The 23,989-nt window shown below is 69.4% G+C and carries 18 protein-coding genes and 2 pseudogenes; 8 read left to right on the forward strand and 12 right to left on the reverse strand.

Going from position 1 to position 23,989, the window contains the following annotated elements; all coding sequences use genetic code 11:
* The first annotated feature begins 697 nt into the window (after positions 1 to 697).
* Positions 698 to 931, forward strand: coding sequence for a hypothetical protein (locus O3X23_RS25565; RefSeq protein ID WP_269273894.1), 234 nt, complete (start codon positions 698 to 700; stop codon positions 929 to 931).
* A gap of 245 nt (positions 932 to 1,176) precedes the next feature.
* Here the strand turns inward: O3X23_RS25565 and O3X23_RS25570 are convergent, their stop codons facing one another.
* The 3 genes from O3X23_RS25570 to O3X23_RS25580 all read right to left on the reverse strand — a co-directional run bounded on the left by O3X23_RS25570 (position 1,177) and on the right by O3X23_RS25580 (position 4,005).
* Positions 1,177 to 2,679, reverse strand: coding sequence for an alpha/beta hydrolase (locus O3X23_RS25570; protein WP_269273895.1), 1,503 nt, complete (start codon positions 2,677 to 2,679; stop codon positions 1,177 to 1,179).
* A gap of 631 nt (positions 2,680 to 3,310) precedes the next feature.
* Positions 3,311 to 3,694, reverse strand: coding sequence for a nuclear transport factor 2 family protein (locus O3X23_RS25575; protein ID WP_269273896.1), 384 nt, complete (start codon positions 3,692 to 3,694; stop codon positions 3,311 to 3,313).
* A complete protein-coding gene (locus O3X23_RS25580; protein WP_269273897.1) occupies positions 3,691 to 4,005 on the reverse strand; it encodes a hypothetical protein in 315 nt (104 codons plus the stop codon). Before O3X23_RS25580 ends, O3X23_RS25575 begins: the two co-directional genes overlap by 4 nt.
* 49 nt (positions 4,006 to 4,054) lie before the next feature.
* On the opposite strand from O3X23_RS25580, the gene O3X23_RS25585 reads away from it, so the two are divergent.
* Together O3X23_RS25585 and O3X23_RS44285 are read left to right on the forward strand one after the other, a co-directional pair.
* Positions 4,055 to 5,065 (forward strand): RNA polymerase subunit sigma-70, encoded by a 1,011-nt coding sequence (locus tag O3X23_RS25585; RefSeq protein WP_269273898.1) that lies wholly within the window; start codon positions 4,055 to 4,057, stop codon positions 5,063 to 5,065.
* Positions 5,066 to 5,383: 318 nt separating this feature from the next.
* The gene (locus tag O3X23_RS44285) at positions 5,384 to 5,608 is read left to right on the forward strand and encodes a hypothetical protein (RefSeq protein WP_443047976.1); all 225 of its coding nucleotides are present in this window, start codon (positions 5,384 to 5,386) and stop codon (positions 5,606 to 5,608) included.
* An 84-nt stretch (positions 5,609 to 5,692) separates the two neighbouring features.
* Here the strand turns inward: O3X23_RS44285 and O3X23_RS44290 are convergent.
* From O3X23_RS44290 to O3X23_RS25600, 3 genes and pseudogenes are all read right to left on the reverse strand, one after another.
* A pseudogene (locus O3X23_RS44290) lies at positions 5,693 to 6,184 on the reverse strand (class I SAM-dependent methyltransferase); the annotation flags it as partial.
* The gene (locus tag O3X23_RS25595) at positions 6,181 to 7,197 is read right to left on the reverse strand and encodes an aminotransferase class I/II-fold pyridoxal phosphate-dependent enzyme (protein ID WP_269273900.1); all 1,017 of its coding nucleotides are present in this window, start codon (positions 7,195 to 7,197) and stop codon (positions 6,181 to 6,183) included. The pseudogene O3X23_RS44290 and the gene O3X23_RS25595, both read right to left, overlap by 4 nt.
* The gene (locus O3X23_RS25600; protein ID WP_269273901.1) at positions 7,194 to 8,750 is read right to left on the reverse strand and encodes a radical SAM protein; all 1,557 of its coding nucleotides are present in this window, start codon (positions 8,748 to 8,750) and stop codon (positions 7,194 to 7,196) included. Before O3X23_RS25600 ends, O3X23_RS25595 begins: the two co-directional genes overlap by 4 nt.
* A gap of 130 nt (positions 8,751 to 8,880) precedes the next feature.
* On the opposite strand from O3X23_RS25600, the gene O3X23_RS25605 reads away from it, so the two are divergent.
* On the forward strand, positions 8,881 to 10,863 hold the full coding sequence (locus O3X23_RS25605; protein WP_443047977.1) for an amino acid transporter: 1,983 nt from the start codon (positions 8,881 to 8,883) through the stop codon (positions 10,861 to 10,863).
* A gap of 278 nt (positions 10,864 to 11,141) precedes the next feature.
* Here the strand turns inward: O3X23_RS25605 and O3X23_RS25610 are convergent, their stop codons facing one another.
* From O3X23_RS25610 to O3X23_RS25625, 4 genes are all read right to left on the reverse strand, one after another.
* Complete coding sequence (locus O3X23_RS25610; RefSeq protein WP_269273903.1) at positions 11,142 to 11,885, reverse strand: class F sortase; 744 nt, start codon at positions 11,883 to 11,885, stop codon at positions 11,142 to 11,144.
* Positions 11,882 to 12,661 (reverse strand): hypothetical protein, encoded by a 780-nt coding sequence (locus O3X23_RS25615; protein ID WP_269273904.1) that lies wholly within the window; start codon positions 12,659 to 12,661, stop codon positions 11,882 to 11,884. The genes O3X23_RS25610 and O3X23_RS25615 overlap by 4 nt, the downstream gene beginning before the upstream one ends.
* Positions 12,662 to 13,184: 523 nt before the next feature.
* On the reverse strand, positions 13,185 to 13,940 hold the full coding sequence (locus O3X23_RS25620; protein WP_269273905.1) for a VWA domain-containing protein: 756 nt from the start codon (positions 13,938 to 13,940) through the stop codon (positions 13,185 to 13,187).
* 308 nt (positions 13,941 to 14,248) lie between these two features.
* Positions 14,249 to 15,598, reverse strand: coding sequence for a transcriptional regulator (locus tag O3X23_RS25625; protein ID WP_269273906.1), 1,350 nt, complete (start codon positions 15,596 to 15,598; stop codon positions 14,249 to 14,251).
* Positions 15,599 to 15,795: 197 nt separating this feature from the next.
* Here O3X23_RS25625 and O3X23_RS25630 point away from each other — a divergent pair, with 197 nt between their 5' ends.
* Both O3X23_RS25630 and O3X23_RS25635 read left to right on the forward strand, forming a co-directional pair.
* The gene (locus O3X23_RS25630) at positions 15,796 to 16,527 is read left to right on the forward strand and encodes a DUF4232 domain-containing protein (RefSeq protein WP_269273907.1); all 732 of its coding nucleotides are present in this window, start codon (positions 15,796 to 15,798) and stop codon (positions 16,525 to 16,527) included.
* Positions 16,528 to 16,930: 403 nt separating this feature from the next.
* Positions 16,931 to 17,152 (forward strand): annotated as a pseudogene (locus tag O3X23_RS25635) (CPCC family cysteine-rich protein); the annotation flags it as partial.
* A gap of 65 nt (positions 17,153 to 17,217) precedes the next feature.
* On the opposite strand, the gene O3X23_RS25640 reads toward O3X23_RS25635, so the two are convergent.
* Positions 17,218 to 18,765 (reverse strand): serine/threonine protein kinase, encoded by a 1,548-nt coding sequence (locus tag O3X23_RS25640; protein ID WP_269273908.1) that lies wholly within the window; start codon positions 18,763 to 18,765, stop codon positions 17,218 to 17,220.
* A gap of 213 nt (positions 18,766 to 18,978) precedes the next feature.
* Here O3X23_RS25640 and O3X23_RS25645 point away from each other — a divergent pair, with 213 nt between their 5' ends.
* Positions 18,979 to 19,110, forward strand: coding sequence for a hypothetical protein (locus O3X23_RS25645; protein ID WP_269273909.1), 132 nt, complete (start codon positions 18,979 to 18,981; stop codon positions 19,108 to 19,110).
* Between the two features lie 206 nt (positions 19,111 to 19,316).
* Here O3X23_RS25645 and O3X23_RS25650 read toward each other — a convergent pair whose 3' ends face one another.
* On the reverse strand, positions 19,317 to 20,276 hold the full coding sequence (locus O3X23_RS25650) for a LysR family transcriptional regulator (protein ID WP_269273910.1): 960 nt from the start codon (positions 20,274 to 20,276) through the stop codon (positions 19,317 to 19,319).
* 162 nt (positions 20,277 to 20,438) lie between these two features.
* Here O3X23_RS25650 and O3X23_RS25655 point away from each other — a divergent pair, with 162 nt between their 5' ends.
* Complete coding sequence (locus O3X23_RS25655; protein WP_269273981.1) at positions 20,439 to 23,924, forward strand: M28 family peptidase; 3,486 nt, start codon at positions 20,439 to 20,441, stop codon at positions 23,922 to 23,924.
* Positions 23,925 to 23,989: the final 65 nt, after the last annotated feature.

Here is a 23,989-nt window from a genome sequence, read left to right on the forward strand (position 1 = left end):
GATCCATGCCGGCCGGCACACGGCGACCGACTCCACGACGCCGGCCGGCTTGGCTCCGCGGGTGAACCAGCACGCTGCCTACGGTTGAGCGGGACACCGACCGCCGAGCTGCCCCACTCAGCCGTAGGCACCACAGGTCATCACCTCGCCCTGCCCCCGGTTTTCCGGGACACGACACGTGCTGTCCCGTCCCAGACGATCCGGCCCCCTCTCAGGTGGTCTGGTCCGATTCGCTCGGCGTCTCAGACGAGTCGAAGCCCAGAACCGGTACCACCCAGACCCATCTCCGAAGGACCACGTCAACTCAGACGGCGACCAACATCCACACCCACAGGACCAGGCCAACTGAGACACCCGCATCCCTCCATCCCCATCGATCCAGTCACCACAGGTCACAACCCTGCGCACAGGCCTGATCGTTGGAAACGGGACACCTGCGGAGAGCAGCGCCGAGTACGAGGCGGCGGGGTAGCCGCCCTGGGTCCACCCCCACGCGTGCGGGGAGCAGAGTCGTGGATCGTCCAGGCGCCCGAGGGTCCCGGCGGTCTCTGAGGGATCCGCGCGCCGCCCTTGGGTCTCACTCGTGCCACGAGGACGTGCCTGTGACTCCTTCTATCAGCGGCGCTCGGGTCGTAGTCTGGTGGTGTGCCGGTGCCCGACTTCCGGTCCATCACCGCGCTTCCGGGGGAGGTTGTCTGTGGTCTCGGTGCTGCTGAGTATTCTGGCAGGTCTGCTCCTGCCCGTCGCCGTCCTCATGCTGATTGTCGGCAGACGGCTGCTGTTCTGGGGTCCCGATGCGCTGGAACTCCCCTGGCAGGTTCTGTACTTGTTGGTGCTCGCCGTGATCTTCCTGGTGATCGGCTTCGCGGCGTGGACCGATTCCGGCTGCGGCGCCGAGTGCCAACCGGTGGTCACGCCCGTACTCCCTTGACCGGACCTGTGAACTTCCCTTACTGCCCCGCCCGGGCATCGTCTCTTGAGGGACCGACGAAGCGTCCGACGTCGGCGCGGGACCCGCAGGCCAGGACTCGCACACTCATCGAGGACACACCCACCCCGGCACACCGACCCCGCGGACCGCGACGCGGCCGCCGGGCGGTGACCGCAGGGGCGGCGATCCAGGCGGTGGCGGCTTCCCCGGCAGGCTGACGGCCGCCCGGCGGATCCGTACGGGCCTCAGGACATGCTGCCCCGGCACACCGTCCCCGGAGCCGGAGTGCGGCCCGTGCGGAGGTATTGGTCGACCGCCTCCGTGACGCAGCGGTTCTGCGGGTAGGTGCCGTGGCCCTCCTCCTGGGCCGTCAGGAGCACGCCGACACCGTCGCCCAGGGCTCGGGCCATGTGGAGGGCGCCGGAGTAGGGGGTGATCGGGTCGCCGGTCCCGCCGACCACCAGGACGGGGGCCGCGCCGTCGGCCTTCACCTGTGGCGTGGCGCGCTCGCCGTCGAACGGCCAGCCGTAACAGAGGTAGACGGCGGTGGACCAGGCCGCGCCGAAGACGGGCGAGGCGGCTTTGATGCGGGCCGCGTTCTGGTCGAGGCGTTCGAAGTCGGGGCGCAGGCTGGAGTCCGCGCAGGTGATCGCGGTCTGGGCGGCGCGGCTGTTGTCGGATGGGGTCGCCGCGTGGTCGGCGGAGCCGCTGTCGTCCGCGCCCTGGCTCAGCGGACGGCCGTCGTTGTGGTCGATCAGCGCGGTGAGGGCCTCGGCGAGCGGCGGCCAGCCGTCGGTGCCGAGGTCGAGATAGTCGCTGACGGCGTGCGCGAGGTCGTTGGCGTCGAGCTTGATTCCGTCGCCGGCCGGGGCGGGCTTGTTCTTCAGGCGCTCGGCCAGGCGCGCCATGCGTCGCGCGGCCTCCTGAGGCCCGTCGCCGGTCGGGCAGTGGCGGATACGGGCCGCGCAGTGCGCAGCGAACCGGTCGAACGCCGCCTGGACCGCCTTGACCTGCGCCACCTGCTCCTCGTGGTGGTCCTGGGTCGGATCGACGGACGCTTCGAGGACGAGCCGTCCGACGTGCGAGGGGTACAGGTGGGCGTAGACCGCGCCGAGCTCCGTTCCGTACGAGACGCCGAAGTAGTGCAGCCGCTCGTCGCCCAGGAGGTAGCGCATCAGGTCGAGGTCGCGCGCGGTCTGCGAGGTGCCGATGTACGGCAGGAGCGCACCCGAGTGCTCGGCGCAGGCGTCGGCCCCCTCGTAGCCGGTGTCATCCGCAGTCTTCCCGCAGCGCACGGGGATGGTCGCGCCAACGCCGCGCGGATCGAAGGAGACCAGGTCATAGCGGTCCAGGAGCGGCTGGTACTGGTGGAGGAATCCGGGCAGTGCGCTCACGCCGGACACGCCGGGGCCGCCGAAGTTCAGGACGAGCGACCCGATGCGGCGGTCGTTCGGGCCGGTGGCCTTACGGCGGATCAGGGCGACGTCGATCGTCCTGCCGTCCGGTTTCCGGTAGTCGAGGGGGACCTTCACGACGGCGCAGTCGTAGCCCGTGCGCGCGGTGGGCGGCGAGGTGCAGCGGGCCCAGTTCAGGTGCTGGCCGGTGGTGAGCGCGGTGGGCAGACCAGCGGGCGGGTTGTTCGCGGTGAACTCCGTACGCGGCTGCGCACTGCGGCCGGGAGCGTCGTGCTGGAGCCAGGCGCCGACGGCCCCGATCACGGCCAGGACGACCACAGCGATGATGCGCACACCGACCGAAAGGCCCGGCCTGCGGCTTCGTATCGGATCTGCGCCACTCATCGAAATCCCCACGCTCCCACCCCTGAACGCCCATCCCATACCCGTGAACGTCCGACCATCCGATCGTCCAATGAGTGCAGAGTACAAGCCGCCTGAGACAGCTCGGCAGCTCGCGAGAGTGCCCACACCTGCAGACCACCTCGTACTCACACAACTCCTCCTGCCGGTCCGGCCCAGCGCGTACAGGGCGCCGAGCTGCCCGGTGTCCGGCGGCCCCAGGCCGTCACCAGGGCCGCGCGCGAGAGCGCGCTCCCACATGCTGTCCCGGAACCTGACGGCCAGCCAGGCGGCTCCTTCGACGGTCCGGCGGGACTGCTCCACCGTGTCGACGTCGACGCCGGACTCCTGCTCCAGACGACGTGCCGGCCCTCCGGCCGGTGTGGAACAGCCGCAGGTGCGACCTTGACGCGGCAGGCACGGCGACGGCGTACGGCCGGGAGCCCAGGCGCTCCGCACGACGCGCTGCGTTGAACGGGTCCATCCCCGCGGGGGCCCTGGCCGGCGCGTCCCGGCGGCCGGCGCGGGGTGCAGCCCCTCGTCGGGGCGGCTTGCGTCAGCCTTCATGTCGACATCGCAAGACTCAGGTCGCCACGTGCCGTACCGCCTGGCGTGCGGCCTCAAAGGGTGTCCGGTCGAAGAGGAACCGGCTGTAGGTGATCTTGCCGCCCGTGACGGTGACGCACTCGGCGCCTGGCGCGTGTTTCACCGGGACCGTCTCGGTGACGTACATGACCAGCGCGGTCTTGTCGTCCCCGAAGGCCGCGATCATTTCCGCGCCGATGAGCATCTGCACGAACGGGCCCATGAAGGCGCGGTACGCCGCGGCGCCCTCGATACGCCCGGCCGGGGCGTCGCAGATGATGTCGTCGGCGATGTACGTCATGGCACGTTCGAAGTCCTTGCCGGTCCACGCTTCGTGGTAGGCCAGCGCGGTCTGCAGTGCGGGGCTGGTGTGGTCGGTCATCGTCGTTCCTCTCGGGTCACGAAGTCGCGCGCCTCCTGGAGATACGCGACGCAGGCGTGTTCGTCGGCCGGGGTGAGGCGGACCCACTGCCGCGCGGGGTGTCCGCCGCGCGGGTCGCAGGCGCGCCCCGCACCGGCGGCGATGAGTTCGGTGACGCGTGCTGCGGGAAGCTTGACCACGAGATCGTGGCGGGTGGTGAACGCATAGAACCGTCCGGCTGCCTTCAGGCCCGGGCTGTGCAGCATGCGACCCTGCTCGTCGCCCGGGTGGAGTTCGAGCAATTGTTCGAATACCTGTTCCGAAGTCCTCATGTGTGTTGAGACACCGCCGCTGTCCCCAACGGAACGGTGCAAGGATGCGATGGTGACCGAGGACATCCTGGCCTGCGCCCAAGCCGGCGATCCGGAGGCGTTCGGCAAGCTCGTCGACCCGTATCGCGCCGAGCTGCACCTGCACTGCTACCGGATACTCGGCTCACTGACCGATGCCGAGGACATGCTGCAGGAGACGCTGCTGGCGGCCTGGCGCGGCCTGGAGGGCTTCGAGGGCCGGGCATCACTGCGGGCCTGGCTGTATCGCATCGCCACCAATCGATGCCTCAACGCTGTTCGCGACGCGGGTCGGCGCCCCCCTCTCGCGCCGGTCCCGCCGTTCGAGCCGACCGAACCCACCCGTCGCGGCGAGGCCACCTGGCTCCAGCCGTACCCGGACACGTTGCTCCAACGCATTCCCGACGCCGGCCCCCGGCCAGAAGCGCGCTATCAGAGCAAGGAGGCGGTGGAACTCGCGTTCGTCGCCGCGCTCCAACAGCTGCCGCCCCGCCAGACGGCGACGCTGGTGTTGCGCGACGTGCTCGGCTTCTCCACGGCAGAGGTCGCTGCCATGCTGGACACCACCGGAACCGCCGTCAAAGGCGTCCTTCAGCGCGCACGCGCCGCCCTCGACAAACACCGTGGTCCCCCGACCACGGTGCGATCCGGCTCCGCTCAGGAACGCGACCTCACCCGGCGCTTCGCCCAGGCATTCGCCGCCGACGACATCGACGGGGTCGTCGCTCTGCTCACCGACGACGCGTGGCTTGCGATGCCGCCGGCACCGCACGAATACCAAGGCACGGCGGCCATCAGCTCGTTCCTGCGCACCAGCGCGGTCTGGCGTGCGGGCCGCCGGTTCCGGCTCGTCCCCACCCGCGCCAACGCTCAGCCGGCGTTCGGCTGCTATCTCCCCGACGCCTCCCACCCGATCGCCCGCCCGGCCGGCCTGATCGTGCTCACCATGGGCGACGACCGGATCCTGGCCGTCACCCGGTTCCTCGACAACGAGTTGCTGCACCGATTCGGTCTGCCCGCGAAAATCACCCTGCCGGCATAAGCACGCCACGCGGAGACCCGCCGCCGTCACCTTGGCAGCTAATACTTCCTCGACAGCGCCGGCAGCGACCAGGAGCCCGTCTGCAACCACCGCGACGACACCGCCTTGCGCATCGAGGCCGCCGCGCTACCGCTACGCCGCTGTCCGGCCCTCCAAACGGCTTCTCGTCGTCCACGATGACCGGGTCTCCGATCTCGACACGGCGCCGGCTCCCACTGGTGGTCGAGGAAGCCCGGGACGGGGACAACAGCGAGGATCACCGCTCGTGCCGCCTCCGACCAGGCATGTTGCCCGGAATGCGGTGTTGGCTCAGCTCGGATGCATGACCGGTACCGACGGCGGATCGCCGATCTGACCGTTGGCGGTTCGGGAGCGGCAGAACAGGATCTGCTTCGGCGAGGTGCTCGTGAACGGGGATTGATCGTAGTCTCCGTAGCGCTGCGCGACGTCGAGACCGGCCAGCCGGCAGAGCGCCGAGAGTTCCTCGGGAAAGAAGCAGCGCATGCTGACCTTCTTGGTGCGCACGCACACGCCGTGGCGTAGGTAGTCCAGTGTGAAGCGCAGCACTTGGGCGGCTGCGTCGTAGCTGGTCGTCGCTCGCACGTCGAGCCTCGCCCCATCCCGGTCCACGACCGACTTGTGGTGGTAGGGCGACTCGGGGAGCCGGCACAGCTTGGCCATGTCCGGGTTGAACACGTCCAGGATCAGGGCCCCGCCTGGTCGCAGCACGTTGCGCGCCGAGGTGAGGAACGCGACCACGGAATCCAGGTCGTGCAGGTGCTGCATGGCGTTGGTTGCCGAGAACACCAGGGCGAAGCGCCTGCCGGAGCGGATGTCTCGGCAGTCCTGTTCCAGCCACTCGACTGGCAGTCGCTCGTCCTCGGCTCGCTGACGGGCGCGCGCAAGCATCGAGGGCATGATGTCAAGCCCTGTGACCTCGACAGCCGCCCGCGCGATCGGCAGGGTGATGCGCCCGGTTCCGCAGGCCACCTCCAGGACCGGACCGCCCGCCCGGACCGCTTGGCCGAGGAAGAACGGGATGTCGTGGGTCCGCGCGGCGAACTCCTGGTCGTAGAAGTCCGCATCGTCGTATACGGCCAGGTCCTCCAGCGGTCTCATCGTGCCACCGCCGGCGTCGGGCCGAAAGCGTCAGCAAGGCTGGTGAGGACGGAGCCGGACCAACTGCTCTCCCCGAACACGCCGACCGGCATGGCAAGCACGCCGCATTCGCGCCGGAGCGTCTCCGCGGGGATGTCAACCGGGAAGAAGTAGTTGCCGGGACAAGTCCGGCTCACCGTGGGAATCGCCCCGAGCACGTCGTCCGGCAACCGCTCGAACAGCCGCTCAGCCCGTACGGCCAGTTCGTCGACGACCTGCCGGGGCACATCGCTGTACTCGGTCAGCAGACGGTCGGCGAGCCTCAGCTGCGCCGACGTCGGCGGATCCGCCCGGAATGCCTCGGCCAATGCGGCTTGCGCCGGACCCAGCAGGACCACGCCGAACGTGCGTGGCCACAGCCATCCCTTGGTGACCGAATGCAGCAGGACCGCCCGCCCGGTGTCCAGCAATCGCCGTGTGCCGGCAGCGAACGGGGCTCCCAGGTCGTAGACGCTGTCGATCAGCAGGCAGCGGCGTGGTGATACCCGCAACCACGAAATTACCGCGGCACACTCGGCATCGGACAGGTATCGGCCGAGCGGCTTGCTGGGGTTGGCGAGCAGCAGGTATTCGGGCCGGTGGTCCGCCGGCGACCTCGGCAGGGCCGGAGCCGGTAGCGTCGGGTAGGACGCGGGCTCCAGGCCCGCAGCGCGGGCCAGCTCGAGGTAGACCGGGTACACATCGCTGGGCAGCCACAACCTCGCTTGCGCGGCGCGCAGCCAGTGGAACACCACGCCGAGCCCGTGACGGACCCCTCGACAGACCATGGCGTGGCCGGACCACTCTTCCGGCAGCTCGAAGCGGCGCAGCCAGGCACGGGCGAGATCACACCGGTACACCGTACCCATGTCGGTCGGCGGTTCCGGCCGCATCGGAGCAAGCGCCCGGTACACGTTGGTCTCGGCGGCGTCCAGAAGCGACGAGGAGGCACTGAGCTGCTGCTGGCAGAATTCCTGGAACGCGTCGAACCTCATGCCGTTGCACCTTCCGGCACGATCTCGCTGGCCCGGTCCTCCAGGGAGGCGTAGCAGCGTCCGTCGGCCATGACGTTCCAGCTGCGTGCGATCCCGTTGGTGCGTTCCCAGAGCAGGCTGGGTTCGGTGTAAGCGGCGATCCGCATCGGCCGTCCGTCCCAGCTGCCGTGGTAGACCGGCGCGCCCCAGGGCAGGCGGCTCTCCAGTTCGAGGCCGTGCTGCTCGGCGAACCGGGTGACGATGGACAGCGAAACCTGGTGCTTTCGGCTCCAGACGTTGGCGGCGCGGTCGAAGTAGAGCGACTCAGTGCTGGTGGATACGTAGAGCTCTTTGAAGCAGACTTCCTCGACACCGAGAGCCGCGGCCCACGAAAGGTAGTCCGCGACTTCGGCCGCGTCGGCGACGCCGCCGTGCTGGAGCACGCAGATCAGCCTCATCCGCAGTCCCGGCCAGCGGTCACGTTCCACGCGCCAGGTGTCGATCACAGAGTTCACCGGTGTGCGCAGCATCATCAGCCGCTCACTGACGGCGTCGTCCTGATGGTGCCGGGAGACCGCCAGCACGCTCAGGCCTGCGGCGCTCAGGGCTGCGAGGCGGCCGGCCCGGTCAGCGTGCCGGCCCTTCGCCAGGGTGTGCGCGTTGGTGATCAGGACGACCTTCGGGAAGGCCGCCGAGCAGGCGGACACCAGTCGCAGCTGCTGTTCGAACGGTATGAGCGTGGGCTCCCCGCCGCCGGTGATCACTGCACGCTCGGCACCCGCCGCACGGGCGCGCGCCAGCCAGTGGGCGACCGCGTCCCACGGGACCCGTGCCGGCGCTTGGTCGCTGGAGATCGAAGCCGAGGAGAAGCAGAACGAACACCGGGCTTGGCAGGCGGAGGCGACGGGCAGAAGCGAAACCGAGCGCGGTCGCGTGTCGGCGTAGCGTCGCTGTGCCGATCCGTGCAGGCGCAAGGACGCCGCCATCGCATCCTCGACGGTTGTCGGGCGCAGAGTGAACTCGTCGCCTGCTTGGTCGAGCTCGTGGACTGCTGACAACCGGATGCGAGCCTCGTGCAGTTCCATGCCGAGGCCGGTCGACACGTTGGGCACCAGCTTGTCGGGGTCCACCGCGGTTTCCAGCACCAGCAGCCGGTCGTCCGGAATGGCCAGACGGTCCAGCAGGCGTCGCGCCTTGCCGATGCCGATTCCCAACTCCGCGCGGGTCAGCAGGTGAAACCGGTCGGGATAGGTACTCTCCGGAATCCCCGCCTTACCGTAAGCGAATGCGTATTTGTCGAAGCCCTTAGCGAAGTTCGACAGCACGATGACGTGGAAGCGCCGGTCACTGTGGTTCATCCCGTCATCATGCATGAACGGGCCCCAGACGACATGGGCCGAACTGCAGGCGGAACGCGGTGGCCCGAAGTCCGCTTCGAGCCGGCGCACCAGCCCGCCGAACGCGAGGCACGTCGCGGCGTGGTCATAGGGCCTCGGCCGTCCCAACCGTTCGGGGTCGTCGCTTTCGCGCGGGAGGGCCGGCAGTTCCGTCTCCGGTGGAGCGGGTTCTGGCACGGCTCTCACGTACTTCGCCGCCTGCGGGGTACTACAGGGGACGTCGCATACTCGGTGATCATCGCGGCTTTATGAGCGCCGTGACGACCGGGCCCCGTACCGGGGCTGATGGAGAGGGTTGATGGGGGTTATGGAAAGCCGGAACGAACTGGCGGTACCGGAGACGGTGGAGTCTCCCGCGTTGCGGCCGCCGCCGACCAAGGGAGTCGCGGGGTGGATGCTGCGGCACCGGGTGCAGCCGGTCGGGCCGGCGGCGGGCGAGGGGCACGCCCAGGCGCACCCATGGTGGAAGGTGATGTGCCTGACGGGTGTGGACTACTTCTCCAGCTTGGCGTACGTGCCGGCGATCGCGGCGCTGGCGGCGGGGGCGGTGTCGCCGTTGGCGACGTTGCTGATCGTCGCGCTGACGCTGGTGGGGATGCTGCCGATGTACCGGCGGGTGGCCAAGGAGAGCCCGCACGGCGCCGGGTCGGTGGCCATGCTGGAGGATCTGCTGCCGTTCTGGCGGGGCAAACTATTCGTGCTGGTCCTGCTCGGCTTCGTCGCCACCTCATGGATCATCACCATCACCTTGTCCACCGCCGACGCGTCGGTCCACGTCGTGGAGAACCCCTTCTTCCCGGCGGCCCTGCACGGGCACGAGGTCGTCCTCACGGTGGTCCTGCTGCTGCTCCTGGGTGGGGTGTTCCTGCTCGGCTTCAATGAGGCCGTCAAGGTCGCCATCCCCCTGGTCGCGGTGTTCCTGCTGCTCAACGCGGCCGTCATCGGGGTGGGGCTGGTGCAGGTGTTCACCACGCCGGGTGCCTGGACGGCGTGGACGAACGCCCTGACCGACGGCGGAGGAGGCTTCGGCCACATCCTCAGCCCCGCGCTGCTCGCGTTTCCGCTGCTGGTCCTGGGCTTGTCCGGGTTCGAGACGGGGGTGAGCATGATGCCGCTCATCGCCGCCGAAGGCGCCGACGCGGAGGAGAAACTGCGGTCGAGGATCCGCAACGCCCGCAAGCTGCTGACGACCGCGGCCCTGGTGATGAGCGTGTACCTGCTGGCCGCGAGCTTCGTGACGACCGTCCTGATCCCGCATGAGCTGTTCGAGTCCGGCGGGGCCGCCAACGGGCGGGCCCTGGCGTGGCTGGCCCACGAACATCTCGGTGAGGCGTTCGGCACCGTCTACGACATCAGCACCATCCTCATCCTGTGGTTTGCCGGTGCCTCTGCCATGGCCGGCCTGGTCAACATCGTCCCGCGCTACCTGCCCGATTACGGTATGGCTCCCGAATGGGGGCGCGCGGTGCGGCCCGTCGTGCTGGTCTACACGGCCCTGTGCGTGATCATCACCATCGCCTTCGACGCCGACGTCGACGCCCAGGCCGGCGCTTACGCCACCGGCATCCTGGCGATGATGGTCTCCGGTGCGTTCGCCGTCACCGTCTCCGCCCTGCGCCGCCGCCGGCGCGCCGCGACCGGCGGCTTCACAGCACTCACGGCCGTGCTGCTCTACGCACTGATCGCGAACATCGTCGACAAACCCGACGGCATCGCGATCTCCGGCATCTTCATCGCCGGGATCATCATCGTCTCGTTGATCTCACGCATCTCGCGCACCACCGAACTGCGAGCTGAGCGCATCGTCTTCGACCCGGCCGCCCGCCAGTTCATCACCGACACCCTCGCCTACGACCAGGCGATCAACATCATCACCAACCGGCGTCAGGCAGGTGACCGCGCCGAGTACGCCGACAAGGAGCGCGAACAGCGCGGTGACAACCCGGTGCCCGGCCACGCGGACGTGCTGTTCCTGGAGATCGACGTGGTCGACCCCTCCGATTTCAGCGAGACCCTCACCGTTCGTGGTGTCGAGGTCGACGGCTACCGGATCCTGCGCGCGAACGCGCCTGCCGCCCCGAACGCCATCGCCACGATCCTGCTCGCCCTGCGCGATGCCACCGGCGTCAAGCCGCACTGCTACTTCGCGTGGGCCGAGGGCAGCCCCCTGATCCACATGTTCCGCTACTTCCTCCTCGGCCGCGGCGACACCGCACCCGTCACCCGCGAGATCATCCGCGCACACGAACCCGAACCGTCCCGCCGCCCCGGCATCCACGTCGGCGGCTAGTCAGTAGCCGGCCACACAGGCGCTGTCCCGGGCCATCACCGTCGCCGGACTGCCGGCCGCAGCCGACGCCCCCGGCGCGGTCCTGCGCGAGCCGGCCGCCTACTGCGACGCGGACGCCGACGCCCTCGTGGTGTGCCTGGACTGGCACGGTCGCACCAATCCCCCATAGGACCCAGCCGGAGCGCTCGATACCTGTAGGCCGCCAGCCCCGCCAGTGGCACGCATCTGCAGGGCCAGGGCCGCACCGTCGATGGTGGCCTGCCGTCGTCTCACCTGCTTCAGCCGGTGGTGTCGGCGAGGGTCGCGAAGGCGACGATGTTGCCCAGGTAGCTGCGGGATTCGGGGTCCCAGTTGCCGCAGGTGATCAGGCGCAGTTGGGGCCGGTCGTCGGTGGTGGAGTAGATGTCCAAAGTGGGGAAGTCGTCCTTGGGAAACGCGCGCACCGCGTTCGTGGCGAAGGTGGCGGTGGTGCCGTCGGCACGGGTGACGCTGATGCGGGCGCCCGCGGTGAGAGCGCCGAGCCGGTAGAACACGGCGGGCCCGGTCTCATGCGAGTCGACGTGGCCAAGGATGACGGAGGCGCCGAGCTGTCCGGGGGTGGGCGAGTTGTTGTACCAGCCGGCCTGCAGCGGCTGCCAGGGGACTTCGACGGTTCCGTCGGCGTTACGGCCCAGGGACAGAAGGGTGGTGTGGACGCCGATGGCGGGGATGTCCAGCGAGACCGGCAGGGACGCCGGGAGCACGTGTGCGGCTGTCGGGTGCGGCGCAGCTGTGCCGGGTGGCTGAGGCGAGGTCGGATGCGCAGTGGTGGCCGGTGCGGCTACCGCTGGGGGCTGCGGTGGTGGGGTGCCCCCGCCGGGGGTGCCGGTGAGGGCAACGGCGGCGCCTGCTCCGGCCAGCGCGAGTGCGGCGGTGAGGCCGATCACGGTGCGGCGGCGGGTGCTGCCGCCCCCCGCCGGACGGGGGGCGGCAGCTTCACGGTCCGGCTCACGGCCGGTGCCGGACCCTGTCCGGTCGGTCATCGTTGGGCCTCGGTGTTCCTGCGCCGCAGGATCAGCGTGCCGGCCAGCGCTGCGACCGCAGCGGCCCCGAGGCCGATGGCGACCAGGTCGGTGTCGTTGCCGCCGGAGGAGGCCTGACTGGCTCCGTCACCGGTGCCCGCTCCCCCGGTGGGCATGGAGTTCAGGGCTCCGCAGATGGCGGGGGCGGTAGCTTCCTGGGGCAGCTTGGGGTCCAGTTCGCTGGCGCCCAGGACGCTGTCGTACTTGCCGTTGTGGTTGTAGTCGATGCCGTGCACAACGATCACGGCATTGTTCGCCCGCACCGCGTCCGCCACGTCCGGGGTCACGGTCATGGTGCGGGTGTAGTGGAACGAGCCGGTGGCGGGGAAGCGGTCGACGGCCAGCGCGCTGTTCGGGCTGGTGTCGCCCCGGGTGGTCAGCGACGTGCCGATCTTGCCGTAGGCGGGCAGGCCGTCGGTGGTGCTGATGGCTTTGTGCCCGTTGTGATCATGTGCCGCGTCGGCCTTCGGGCACTCGCCCGAGCCCTTGATGTGGATGTGCTGGGCGTGCGGGGAGCTGTCGAGCAGCTGGTTGGCGGTGACCGAGACGGTGGCCTGGTTGCCCGACAGCGTGACCGTAGCCGTGCCGGATCCGTCGACCATGTTCGTGGCGACCGGATCGAGGGTGGCCTGATAGTTCGTACCGCCACCGGCGTCGTGTGCGGACGCGACCGCGGGCAGCGCCAGCGGGACAGCGAACGCCGCGATACCCACCAGAGGAAAAAGGGTCTTGTTCATGGCCTACTCCAAACGGAGCCCCGCGGCAGTCCGGTGCCGCAATGAATGGGGGGCTCGTGTGCCAGAGGGAGGAACGGCGGCCGAGATAGATTTGCCAAGCCGCCAGGATCAACTCACACCCCATATTCGGACCTGACACCCGAAGCGGATGGGTCCAAAGTTCCGGCCATCCTGAAACTCTGAGTCAGCAACCACATCGCGTGCCTGAACGGACAACCCAACTCTCCGCCGTACCGGAGGCTGTTCCTGCTGTCCTTGATACTGGCCCCGAGACCAAGGAAAGCCCCGTCGAACCCTCGCGTCCGCGCACCTTCCTACCGCACCCATCCCTTCTCTCGGGTGCAACAGAAGGTGGAGGGCAAGAGGGTCGTCAGGGTTTCCAGTGATGTCAGGCCAAGGGCGCAACCTTCCCGGGCGGCGGGCCGGCCCAGGAACAGAGGAACCGTGCCGGATCCCTGCGAGGCACGTGCTCATCCTGCGTGTGGTGCGGCTGTTCCGCTGGGGCGACGCGTGAGACCCCAGGTCAGCGGACGATCCCAGCCGCTGTTGCCGCCGTGACCCAGGACGCAAACTCCTGTGTGAGCCGCTGGTAGAGGTCGGCATTCGACAGGGCGCGGGGATCATCGCCCGCGGGGAAGAACCCGGCGTTGTCGACCACGCGCTTGGCCGGTACCGGCAGCTCGTCGAGCCTGCGCAGGAAATCGAACTGACGGTCGTCCGGGTCCCCGAAGGCCACGAACTGCCAGAAGATCGGCAGCCGGGCGGCGGTGCACAGCACATGCTCGGCGGCGGTCCGAGAGCTGGGACTGCCGTCGGTCTGGAAGATGACGAAGGCGGGGTCGGTGGCGCCCGAATCGGCGTAGTGGTCGATGACCGCCTGCATGGCCAGGTGGTAGTTGGTGCGGCCCATGTGGCCGAAGTCGGCGTGCAGCGCGCCAATCCTGCCTTCGTAGTCGGTCAGTCCCAGGTCGGCGACACCGTCGACCTCCGTGGAGAAGAAGACCACCGGCACGACGCCGTCGTCGTCGAGGTTCGCGGCCAGGCCGAGCGCCTGCTCGGCAAGATGCTGGACGGAGCCGTCCTTGTAGTAGCGGCGCATACTGCCCGAGCGGTCCAGGACCAGATAGACCGCCGCGCGCTGCCCGCCCATCCCCGCCTTCTCCAGCGAGACCTGGGCCGATTTGTACAGGTCGACGAGCCGGGGCGCACTGGCCTGCACCTTCACCAGATCGATCGCCGGGGTGGGGGGCGCTGCACGCTTGATGTAATCGATGGCCATGAGATTCCCCCGAGCGAGCTGCGAAAGCGACTTTGGGAGAACGGTACGTCCAACCGGTAGGGCTCCGGACCCGATTGCACGGCGCGCACCATTCCGCCATTCGAACAACCACGGCGCGCGACGGGCGTCCGCCAGCACGCTCACCTAAGGTGACGGCTCCCACCGGCTGAGCTGGTTCGCCATGGGCGGCCCCGCACCGTCGCAACACGTCCAGCCGCCGGTGACGGGCACACCGCGCGCCGGCGGCCGTCCACGGGCCCCTGGTGTGGGACTCACGCACGCAGCACGCGGACGCCCGCGCGGAGCGTTCAGTTCGTGCGGGGGATCCAGTCGCTGCCGCCCAGGGGGTAGTCGTAGCCGGGACGGTCGGCGTCGGCGCTGGTACGGAAGGGGGTGCCGCCGTTGTCGACACGGACAGTGCCGTGGCGGCTGCCGTTCGACCAGTCGAGGGTAAGGATCCAGCGCACGTCGTGCGCCTGGGTATGGGCGGTGACGTAGAAGACCTCGGGGTCGGATTCGCTGACGCTATAAGGGAACCCGCGCTGGCCGTTCTTGGCCGTGACGGTGGGGCTGCCGCTGTCCAGGTCCACGTCGAACGACTTCGTCTCGATGCCACCGCCGCAGCCGACGCCCATCGCATAGTCGTTCCAGGCGAGCGGCGCGTTCCTGGACACGATGCTCACGTGCAGCGCTTCCAGGACGACGGTCTGCGAGCCGGCGCCCTGGATGGTGAGGGCTACCCGCTGCTCGTCCGAGGAGACCGCGCCGTACGAAGCAGCCCAGCGCGGCGCGTTCTCCTCGTTGGCGGGCGGGCCCATCTGCGCGGGCGCGCTGTCGACGAGGAAGCGCTGGCTGCACGGGTTGTCGTAGACGTAGGGGCGGGTACGGACGGTGATCGGGACCGCGGCGCTGCCGGGCATCTGCGCGGCGGACGTGTGGGGCGCCGGAGTGCCCGGCGTGGTGGATGTTCCGGCTGTCCGACGGTCGCCGGTCGCGCCCGCGCTGCGGCTCTGTGGGGTCGACGGGCCCGGCGTGTTCGGTGTGGGAGTGTCCTGCGGGGCGGAGGCGTCCACCGCCTTCTGGTTGCCCGCGTCGCTCAGGCTTCCGGTCGCGCTCGTGTCGCCGTCGCCGGCCCACGGCGGACGCACCGCGAGCACCGAGGCCACCAGTACGGCCGCGGCGGCGGCGACCAACACCGTACGGCGCCGTCGCGGTACGGCGGACGCGCCCGGCATGCTGACGACGACCGGCTCGTCGGGATCGTTCGGCGCATCCTGGATATCGGCTCCGGGGGCCCCGGCCGCCTCGCGGGGCTCGGCCGCATCCGGCTCGCCGGCCGTGAGGACCGCTGCACCGGCCCCGCCGTCCCCGCTCTCGCGCCGGCCCTGCGACGCGGCCGCGCGGGCCGCGTCCGCCAGAACCCAACGGCGGTGCAGCTCCATGAGTTCCTGCGGCGTCGCCCTGCACACCCGCGCGAGGCGCTCCACCGGCGCGTAGTCGTTCGGGACCGCAGCGCCGTTGCAGTACCGGTGCAGCGTCGACGTGCTCATGTGCAGCCGCTTCGCGAGCGTCCCGTAACTCAGTCCCGAGCGGTCCTTGAGCTCCCGCAGCAGCGTCGCGAACCCCTCGGCCGACCCGGCCCCTGCCGACCCTGCCACGCGTTCCCCCATCCCGAAGCGACCCTTCCTATTCCGTTCCAGCGTTCCAGGCGCCTCGTATTCGCCCTGCTCAGAGCCTATTTCACCATTCCAGTATCCCCAACTGCCCGGCGGGCGTGGCGGCTGGGACGGATCACCGAACAAGCTCCTGCCATCCAAGCACCACACCAGTGTCACCAGCGAATGAGGTATGCAACATGTCCGGTATCCGCAACCGCGGTATCCGTCTCGCCACCGCCGCCGCGACCGTCGCGATCGCCGCGCTCTCCCTGACCGCCTGCGGCGACGACGGAACGGGCGCACGCGCCGAGACCGGGGGGACGAGCCATGCGGGGTCCACGGTGCCCTCCGGCAGTGCTTCCGCCCCGGGCTCGTCCGCGTCGCCCTCCGTGGCGAACCCCGTGCCGTCCCAGGCGCCCGGCAAGTCCGGGCTTGCAGGGTCCGGTGGTCCGACGCCGACGACGCCGCACACCACCGCCGGGGCTCCGGCCCCCTCCGGCAAGCCGGTCACCTGCGAGGGCTCCAACACCAAGACCGTCGCGGCCCCCTTGAACCGCCCGGTCAACCACATGCTGCTCACCGTCACCAACACCGGCAGCACGACCTGCTACCTCTACGCCTACCCGGCGCTGCAGTTCACCGGCGCCCAGGCGGTGCCCCCCGTCATCGACGACTCCCACCCGCAGGCCGTGGTGACGCTGAACCCGGGACAGTCCGGCTACGCCCTGGTGAACCTGTCCGCCGCAGACGGCAGCGGCACGAACGGCTACACCGCGAAGACCCTGACGGTCCACTTCTACGGCCGGTCCGGCACCGAGAGCGTCGGCGCCGCCGCCCACCCGTCGCTGCCCGCCAAGGGCCTGTACCTCGACAACACCCTCAAGACCACGTACTGGCAGCAGTCGATGGACGACGCCCTGAACTGGTGACACACGGGCCGCGCCGCCCACGGGTGACCCACCGGCTGGAGCCGCTCGAAGATTTCATGGCCCAGCCGGTGTCACTGGCCGCACCCGGGGCGTCGGCCCGGGTTTACGCCGTGCCCACCCACCGGATGGCGCCGTCGGGCAGGACGAGACGGTGCCGGAGAGACGGGTCCGGGGACGAGGCCGGGGTCAGCCGACCATTTCCTCGGTGGGATTCGCCTCGGTGCCGGGCATCCCCATGTCGCTGGCGCTGGGCTCTCGTTAAGGAGGCAGCACTCGCCCTGACCACGCCCATGACCGCGCGGCCCGGACGCTACCGCCCCACCGACAGTACCCTCGCGTTCCTCGACAGTCTCTGACGCACAAACCCGAGCTTCCTACCAGGTCTTGCAACACTCAACGTGTGATGACGCCCAGAGAGCCGCGCGAGCCATGCCCGCCCGGCGGCGGTCCGTACGCCTGTCCTTGCTGCAAGCTCTTGACCCTGGATGCCCGCGGACACTTCCAGATCTGTGACGAGTGCGGTTGGGAAGACGACGGCCAGGACGACCCGAACGCCGACGAGGTCCGGGGCGGCCCCAACGGGTCGGAGAGCCTGACCGACGCGCGTCGTCGCTACGCGCAGTACGCCACAACAACGAGAGCAACTGATCCGAGATCAGCAGCGAACGGCGGCCCCCGCGAGGAGTGCTGTCACGTCGCCGTCATCGGCGGGACGTACCGCCCGCCCGCGTGCCGCAGCAGCATCGCATGCAACTGGGCGCTCACGATCGCCCCTTGGGCCGGTGACCTCGGCCGCATCCGGAACGTGCACTCGCGAGCGCCGCCCGAGTTCTTACCGCGCAGCATCCGGGGGATGGAGATCCTCGCCTCCTTGCGGAGGACCACGACGAGGGAGAGGGTCTTCGTACCGCTGACCAGCATGGTCACGTAGGCGACGTCGCTCCATCGGGGCTCAATGGTGCGCCCCGCCCGGGTGATCTTCAGCCCTTTCTCGTTGACACGCAGCTTCTGTCCGGCGAGGTGGGGCAGCGAGATGACCAAGCCGATCCCTGCTATGAGGAGGATCAGTTTGATGAGCAGCGCGACAAGTTGCGTCTGGTGCGCCGCCTCGGACGCCACTCCTCCCAGCAGCAGGAGCAGGAGCAGCCTTCCGTACGGGCGCCAGGAGTCGGCGAAGTCGTCGAACAGCGGCGCCGAGGCGGTGAACGAGCCCGGATCGGCACGTGGGCCGGGGGTGATCGTCGTCGACTGCTCGTGAACGGTCGGTTTGTACGACGGAGCTATGCGCGTGGGGTACTGGGACACCGGGACCGGCGGGGGCTCAGCGGCGTCCCAGGCGGTGGCATCGTGAGTGGTGGGGGGCTCCTTCCGTAACGGCACCGGTGCAGGAGGGCGGACGGCCGCGTTCGGCCAACCCGGCGGCGGGCCGTCCGCCGCGCGTACGTCCAGCGCGTCCAGCACCTGTGTGGCTGACGGCCGCTGCTCCGGGTCCTTCGACAGACACGCCTCGATCGTCGGGCGCAGCACCGCGGGGACGGCACTCAGTTGAGGCTCGGAGTGGACCACGCGATACAGCAGAGCGTGCGTCTGGCCCTCGCCGAACGGGCCCGCCCCCACCGCCGCGAACGTGAGCACCGAGCCCAGCGAGAAGATGTCGCTGGGCGGGCCGATCACCTCTCCTGTGGCCTGCTCGGGCGACATGTACCCCGGTGTGCCCAGGGTGGTTCCCGTCCGGGTCAGACCGCTCGCACTGTCCAGAGCCTTGGAGATACCGAAGTCGATCACCCGGGGGCCGTCGTGTGCGAGCAGCACGTTCGCCGGCTTCACATCCCGATGGACCAGCCCGATCGAGTGGATCGCCGCCAGCGCTTCGGCCAGCCCCGCCCCGAGGAAGCGCAGCGTGGCCTCGTTCATGGGGCCCCGGTCGTGGAACGCCGCGGACAGCGACGGCCCCGCGACGTACTGACTGGCGACCCATGGCGTCGGGCAGTCCGGATCGGTGTCCACGACCGCTGCCGTCCAGAAACCGCCGACCTTCATCGCAAGGCTCACCTCGCGGCGGAAACGGTCGCGGAAGCCCGGCTCGTCGGCCAGCTCGGGGCGGACCACCTTGACGGCGACCTCTCGGCCCGTGCGGGACCGGCCGAGGTAGACCATCCCCATCCCCCCTGCGCCCAGCCGGGCCGTCAGGCGGTAAGGCCCCATCTGCTGTGGGTCGTTGGGCAGAAGCACTGACACCTCGATCTCCCCCCGGTCGCACACCCGGCGATCAGGGTAACCCTCCCTCTCACTGAGCGTGGGAGAGGTTGTGCGATCCGTGAAGCCCCAGACTTTGAAGAACATTGCGGCCCTGCCCGCCGGCAGCCGCCTGCCTGAACGCCGTCGTGATCCAGTTCCTCGCCACCGGCCCCGTGCTGGTCCTTCGCCGCGGTAAGTGCGGCCGACGTCGTCATGACCCCAACGGCATCCCAGGCGCCGGCCCAGCTCGCGCTGCGGGCGCTGTACCGGCTCAGCCTGATCGGCCGCACCCCCGGCACCTCCCACCAGCTCGTGCGCGTCCACCAAGCTCATCCAGTGAGCTGAACCGGATGTTGTAGCGGCCCTCCCGCAAGGAGATAGCCGAGCTGCGGCGAGCGCACGAGATACTGAAGGCCGCCTCGGTGTTTTTAGCCAAGAAGCTCGACCAGCCCCGCAAACCTCGACAACTGCATCGGTCGGCGGAGCCACCCGAGCATGCCCGTTGACCATGCTGCCGCACCGGGAACTCCAAGATCCCCGACTAAGTCGAGCTAGTCGAGCGCCGGATGTACCTCCGGATGGGCGTCCCACCAGGCGCGGTGGAACGGGTTGTTGTCGACGTTGGCCAGGTAGGCATGGGCCGCCGCGTGGTAGAGCAGGTCCGCCTGCTCGGCCGAGACCGCCGAACGGTTCCAGGCCAGACGGATGCGGCCGATGATCGGGGTCCCGATGAGCGGCCGCATCACCGTGCCCGCGGTTGACGGTGCGGTCGGCTGACTGAGGGAGACCGCGCGGCCCGCAGCGATCAGGCCGTGGTGCATCTGGCGGTCGGTGATGCGGTACCGCAGTGACGGGACGAACCCGGCCTTCGCGCAGGCCTCGATGAGGGCCTCGGGGCCGCCGTCGTCGTCCTCCACCAGCGTCATCCACAGCTCGTCGGCCAGGTCGGCCAGCGTGATCTGTTCCTGGTCGGCGAGCGGATGCTTCACCGACATCCGTATGCAGAAGGGCTCCTTCGGGATCAGGGTCCTGGCCAGTACGCCCTCGGGGAGTGGAACCTCGTGGTCGTTCACCTCGCCGTACGCGATGACGTCGTACTGCCCCGCACCGAGCATGCGGACCAGCGCGGTCACCGAGTCCTCCAGGTCCACGGTGATCTCCTGGCCGGACAGGAACAGGTCCGTCTGTTCGAGCAGGCCGTCGAGCAGCACCAGCAAAATGCAGCCCAGCCGCAGTCGAGAGCCGGTAGAGATGGCCCGCGCGCCCGTGCCCAGCGCATCCATCTCGCTGAGCACCCGGCGTGCCCTGGCGAGTACGAACTGGCCCAGCGGGGTGGGTTCCACCCCGTGCCTGCTGCGGACGAAGAGCTCACCGCCGGTGACCCGCTCGACCCGGCGCAACTGGGCGGAAAGCGCAGGCTGGGACACCCCGAGCAGGCGTGCCGCACGGCCCAGACTTCCCGCTTCCGCAATCCGGCAGACGGCTTGCAGATGTCTCAATTCCAGCTGCATCTGAGCAGCGTACGCAGTGCTCCGCCGCCGCACCATAACTCAGGTCTTATGCCCGAAGGGATGTCCCACATTTGCCATGCTCACGCTCATACTCAGCGGCGACGAACCAGTCTCCCCCCACGAACGGAGTGGACGTTGCACCCCACAAGACTGACCGCGGCGGTGGCAGCGCTCGCGCTGACCGCCAGCCTTGCCGGAGCTCTCGCCGGCACGGCATCGGCCACGCAGCAAGCAGAGCCCTCACCGACGCAGAAGGCCACCCCTCTCTCGCGCGCGGTCGCTGCCGCCGACCGGGCCGTCACGAGCGGTCTCGACACCCTGGTCAACTCCTCGCAGGAACAGTACGAAAGACGCCTGGTCACCCCCTGGGTGAAGGATCTCTACTCCATCTCGTACGACCGCAGCTACCGCGGCCTGCCGGTCGTCGGCGGCGACGCGGTCGTGCTCGCGGACGGCAGCGGCGAAGTGCGAGCCCTCCAGTCCGCCTCCTCCGTCCAGATCAACGTGTCGACCACCGCGTCCGTCACCGCGAAGAAGGCCGAAGGCGCCTCGCGGGCACAGCTGGCCAAGGTCGACAAGGTTCTGAGCAGCCGGCTCGTGGTCAAGCTCAAGGACAGCAAGCAGGCCCTGGCCTGGGAGACCGTCCTTTCCGGCCGTACGAAGTCCGCGCCCAGCAAGATGCACGTCTTCGTGGACGCCCGGACCGGCAAGGTCCTTGACACCCACGACGAGGTGGAAGCCGGCACCGCCAACAGCAAGTGGAACGGCCCGGCCCCGGTCACCATCGACACCACCAACTCGGGCGGCACCTACTCGCTGCGTGACCCGAGCAGGACCGGCCTGACCTGCGCGGACTACAGCACCGGCACGGTCTTCTCGAAGTCCTCGGACACGTGGGGCACGGGCAATCCCACCAGCAAGGAAACCGGCTGCGCGGACCTGATGTTCGCCGCGCAGAAGCAGTGGGACATGCTGAGCCAGTGGCTCGGCCGCAACGGCGTCAACGGCAGCGGACGCAGCTTCCCCGCCAAGGTCGGCCTGAATGAGCTCAACGCCTACTGGGACGGCAGCTCGGTCACCATCGGTCACAACAGCGCCAACGAGTGGATCTCCGGCATCGACGTGGTGGCCCACGAGTACGGGCACGCCATCGACTCCAACACGCCCGGCGGCACCAGCGGCCAGGAGTCCGGGCTCGGCGAGGGCACCGGCGACATCTTCGGCGCGCTGACCGAGGCATTCGCCAACGAGCCGTCCCCGTACGACACCCCGGACTACACGGTCGGCGAGGTCATCAACCTCCAGGGCCGCGGCCCGATCCGCAACATGTACAACCCGCCGGCCGTCAACAACGACCCGGCCTGCTACAGCTCCGCGATACCCGGCACCGAGGTCCACGCGGCCGCGGGGCCCATCAACCACTGGTTCTACCTGCTCGCCGAGGGCACCAACCCGGGCGGCGGCAAGCCCAACAGCAGCACCTGCAACTCGACCACGCTGACCGGCGTGGGCGTCCAGACCGCCGGCAAGATCTTCTACGGCGGCATGCTGCTCAAGACCAGCAGCATGTCCTACAAGAAGTACCGCACGGCGACGCTGAGCGCGGCCAAGTCGCTCGACCTCGCGACCTGCAACCTGTTCAACAAGACCAAAGCCGCCTGGGACGGCATCAGCGTCCCCGCCCAGGCCGGTGACCCGACCTGTGTCCCGAGCGGTCAGAACAACGACTTCTCGATGACGCTGAGCCCGGCGTCGGGCACCGTCCAGCAGGGCGGCTCGGTCACCACCACGGTCGGCACCACGACCACCACCGGTACAGCCCAGTCGGTGACCCTCACCGCCAGCGGCCTGCCGTCCGGCGTCTCGGCCACCTTCAACCCGGCCACCGTGCAGTCCGGCCAGTCCTCGGTGCTGACGCTGTCCGCCACCGCCAACGCGGCGCCCGGCGCGTCCACCGTCGTCGTCAAGGGGCAGGGCACCACCCTCTCCCACACCGTCGACTACGCGCTCAACGTCGGCGGCACCACGCCCGGCACCGACCCGCCGAACATCAACGTCGCCAACGTCCAGGCGCACCTGACGCAGCTCAACACCATCGCCTCCCAGAACGGCGGCAACCGCCGCGCCGGCAGCGGCGGTTACACCCAGTCGCTCGCCTACGTGAAGGGCAAGCTGCAGGCCGCCGGTTACACCGTCTCCGAGCAGACCTGCTCCAGCTGCACCTACCCGTCGAACAACCTGATCGCCGACTGGCCCGGCGGCCCCGCCGACCAGACCGTGATGTTCGGCTCGCACCTCGACAGCGTCTCGGCCGGCCCCGGCATCAACGACAACGGCTCCGGCTCCGCGACCCTGCTGGAGAACGCGCTCGTCCTCGCACAGCAGAACCCCACCATGACGAAGCACGTGCGCTTCGGCTGGTGGACCGACGAGGAGCAGGGCCTCAACGGCTCGAAGTTCTACGTCAACCAGCTGAGCAGCACGCAGCGTGCCGCCATCAAGGGCTACTACAACTTCGACATGGTCGGCTCGCCCAACGCCGGCTACTTCATCAACAACGTCAACTCCACCACCGCCGCGCCGCTCAAGGCGTACTGGACCTCGCTGAATCTCGCCCCCGAAGAGAATGTCGAGGGCCAGGGCCGCAGTGACGACGCGTCCTTCCAGGCGGCCGGCATCCTCACCTCCGGTTACGCGGCCGGCGCCAGCGCCCGCAAGACCTCCGCACAGGCGACCAAGTGGGGCGGCACCGCCAACGCCGCCTACGACGCCTGCTACCACAGCTCCTGCGACACCACGAACAACATCAACGCCACGGTCCTGGACCGCAGCGCCGACGGCGTCGCGTACGCCATCTGGAAGACGGCCGTCGGCACCAGCACCCCGGCGCAGGACTTCTCCATCGGCGTCAACCCGTCATCCGGCAGCGCCGACCCGGGCGGCAGCACCAGCGCCACGGTGAACACCACCACCGTGAGCGGCGCCGCGCAGACGGTCAACCTGTCGGTCTCCGGCGCGCCCACCGGCGTGACCGCGACCGTCAGCCCGTCCTCCGTGCAGTCCGGCAGCACCGCGACGCTCTCCGTGCAGGTCGGCGCGAGCGCCCAGCCGGGCACCTCCACCCTGACGGTCACCGGTGTCGGCACCGTCACCCACAGCACCACCTACACCCTGACGGTCGGCGGCACCAGCACCTGCACCCCGCGCCAGGTCGTCGTCAACGGTGGCTTCGAGAGCGGCACCACCCCGTGGACCACCACCACGAACGTCATCACCAACCAGGCCGGACAGACGCCGCACGGCGGTACCTACATGGCCTGGCTGAACGGCTACGGCACCGCCCGCACGGACAGCGCCTCCCAGTCGCTGACCATCCCCGCCGGGTGCACCAGTTACCGGTTGTCGTTCTTCCTGCACATCGACACGGACGAGAGCGAGGCTGTCGCCTACGACAACTTCACCGTCTCGGTCGGCGGCCAGACGTTGGAGACCTTGTCCAACCTGGACGCCAACTCCGGCTACGCGCAGAAGTCCTACGACGTCTCGAGCTTCGCCGGCCAGACCGTCGTCCTGAAGTTCAACGGCGTGGAGGACCAGTCCCTCCAGACCTCCTTCGTCGTGGATGACGTCACCCTCCAGACGAGCTGACGCCCGCCTGAGCACCATCTGAGCACCTCCCCGAGTGGCGTCTGTCCCGGCCGAGAGGCCGGGAC

It is taken from the genome of Streptomyces sp. H39-S7 (genome assembly GCF_027158205.1).
Lineage (GTDB): Bacteria > Actinomycetota > Actinomycetes > Streptomycetales > Streptomycetaceae > Actinacidiphila.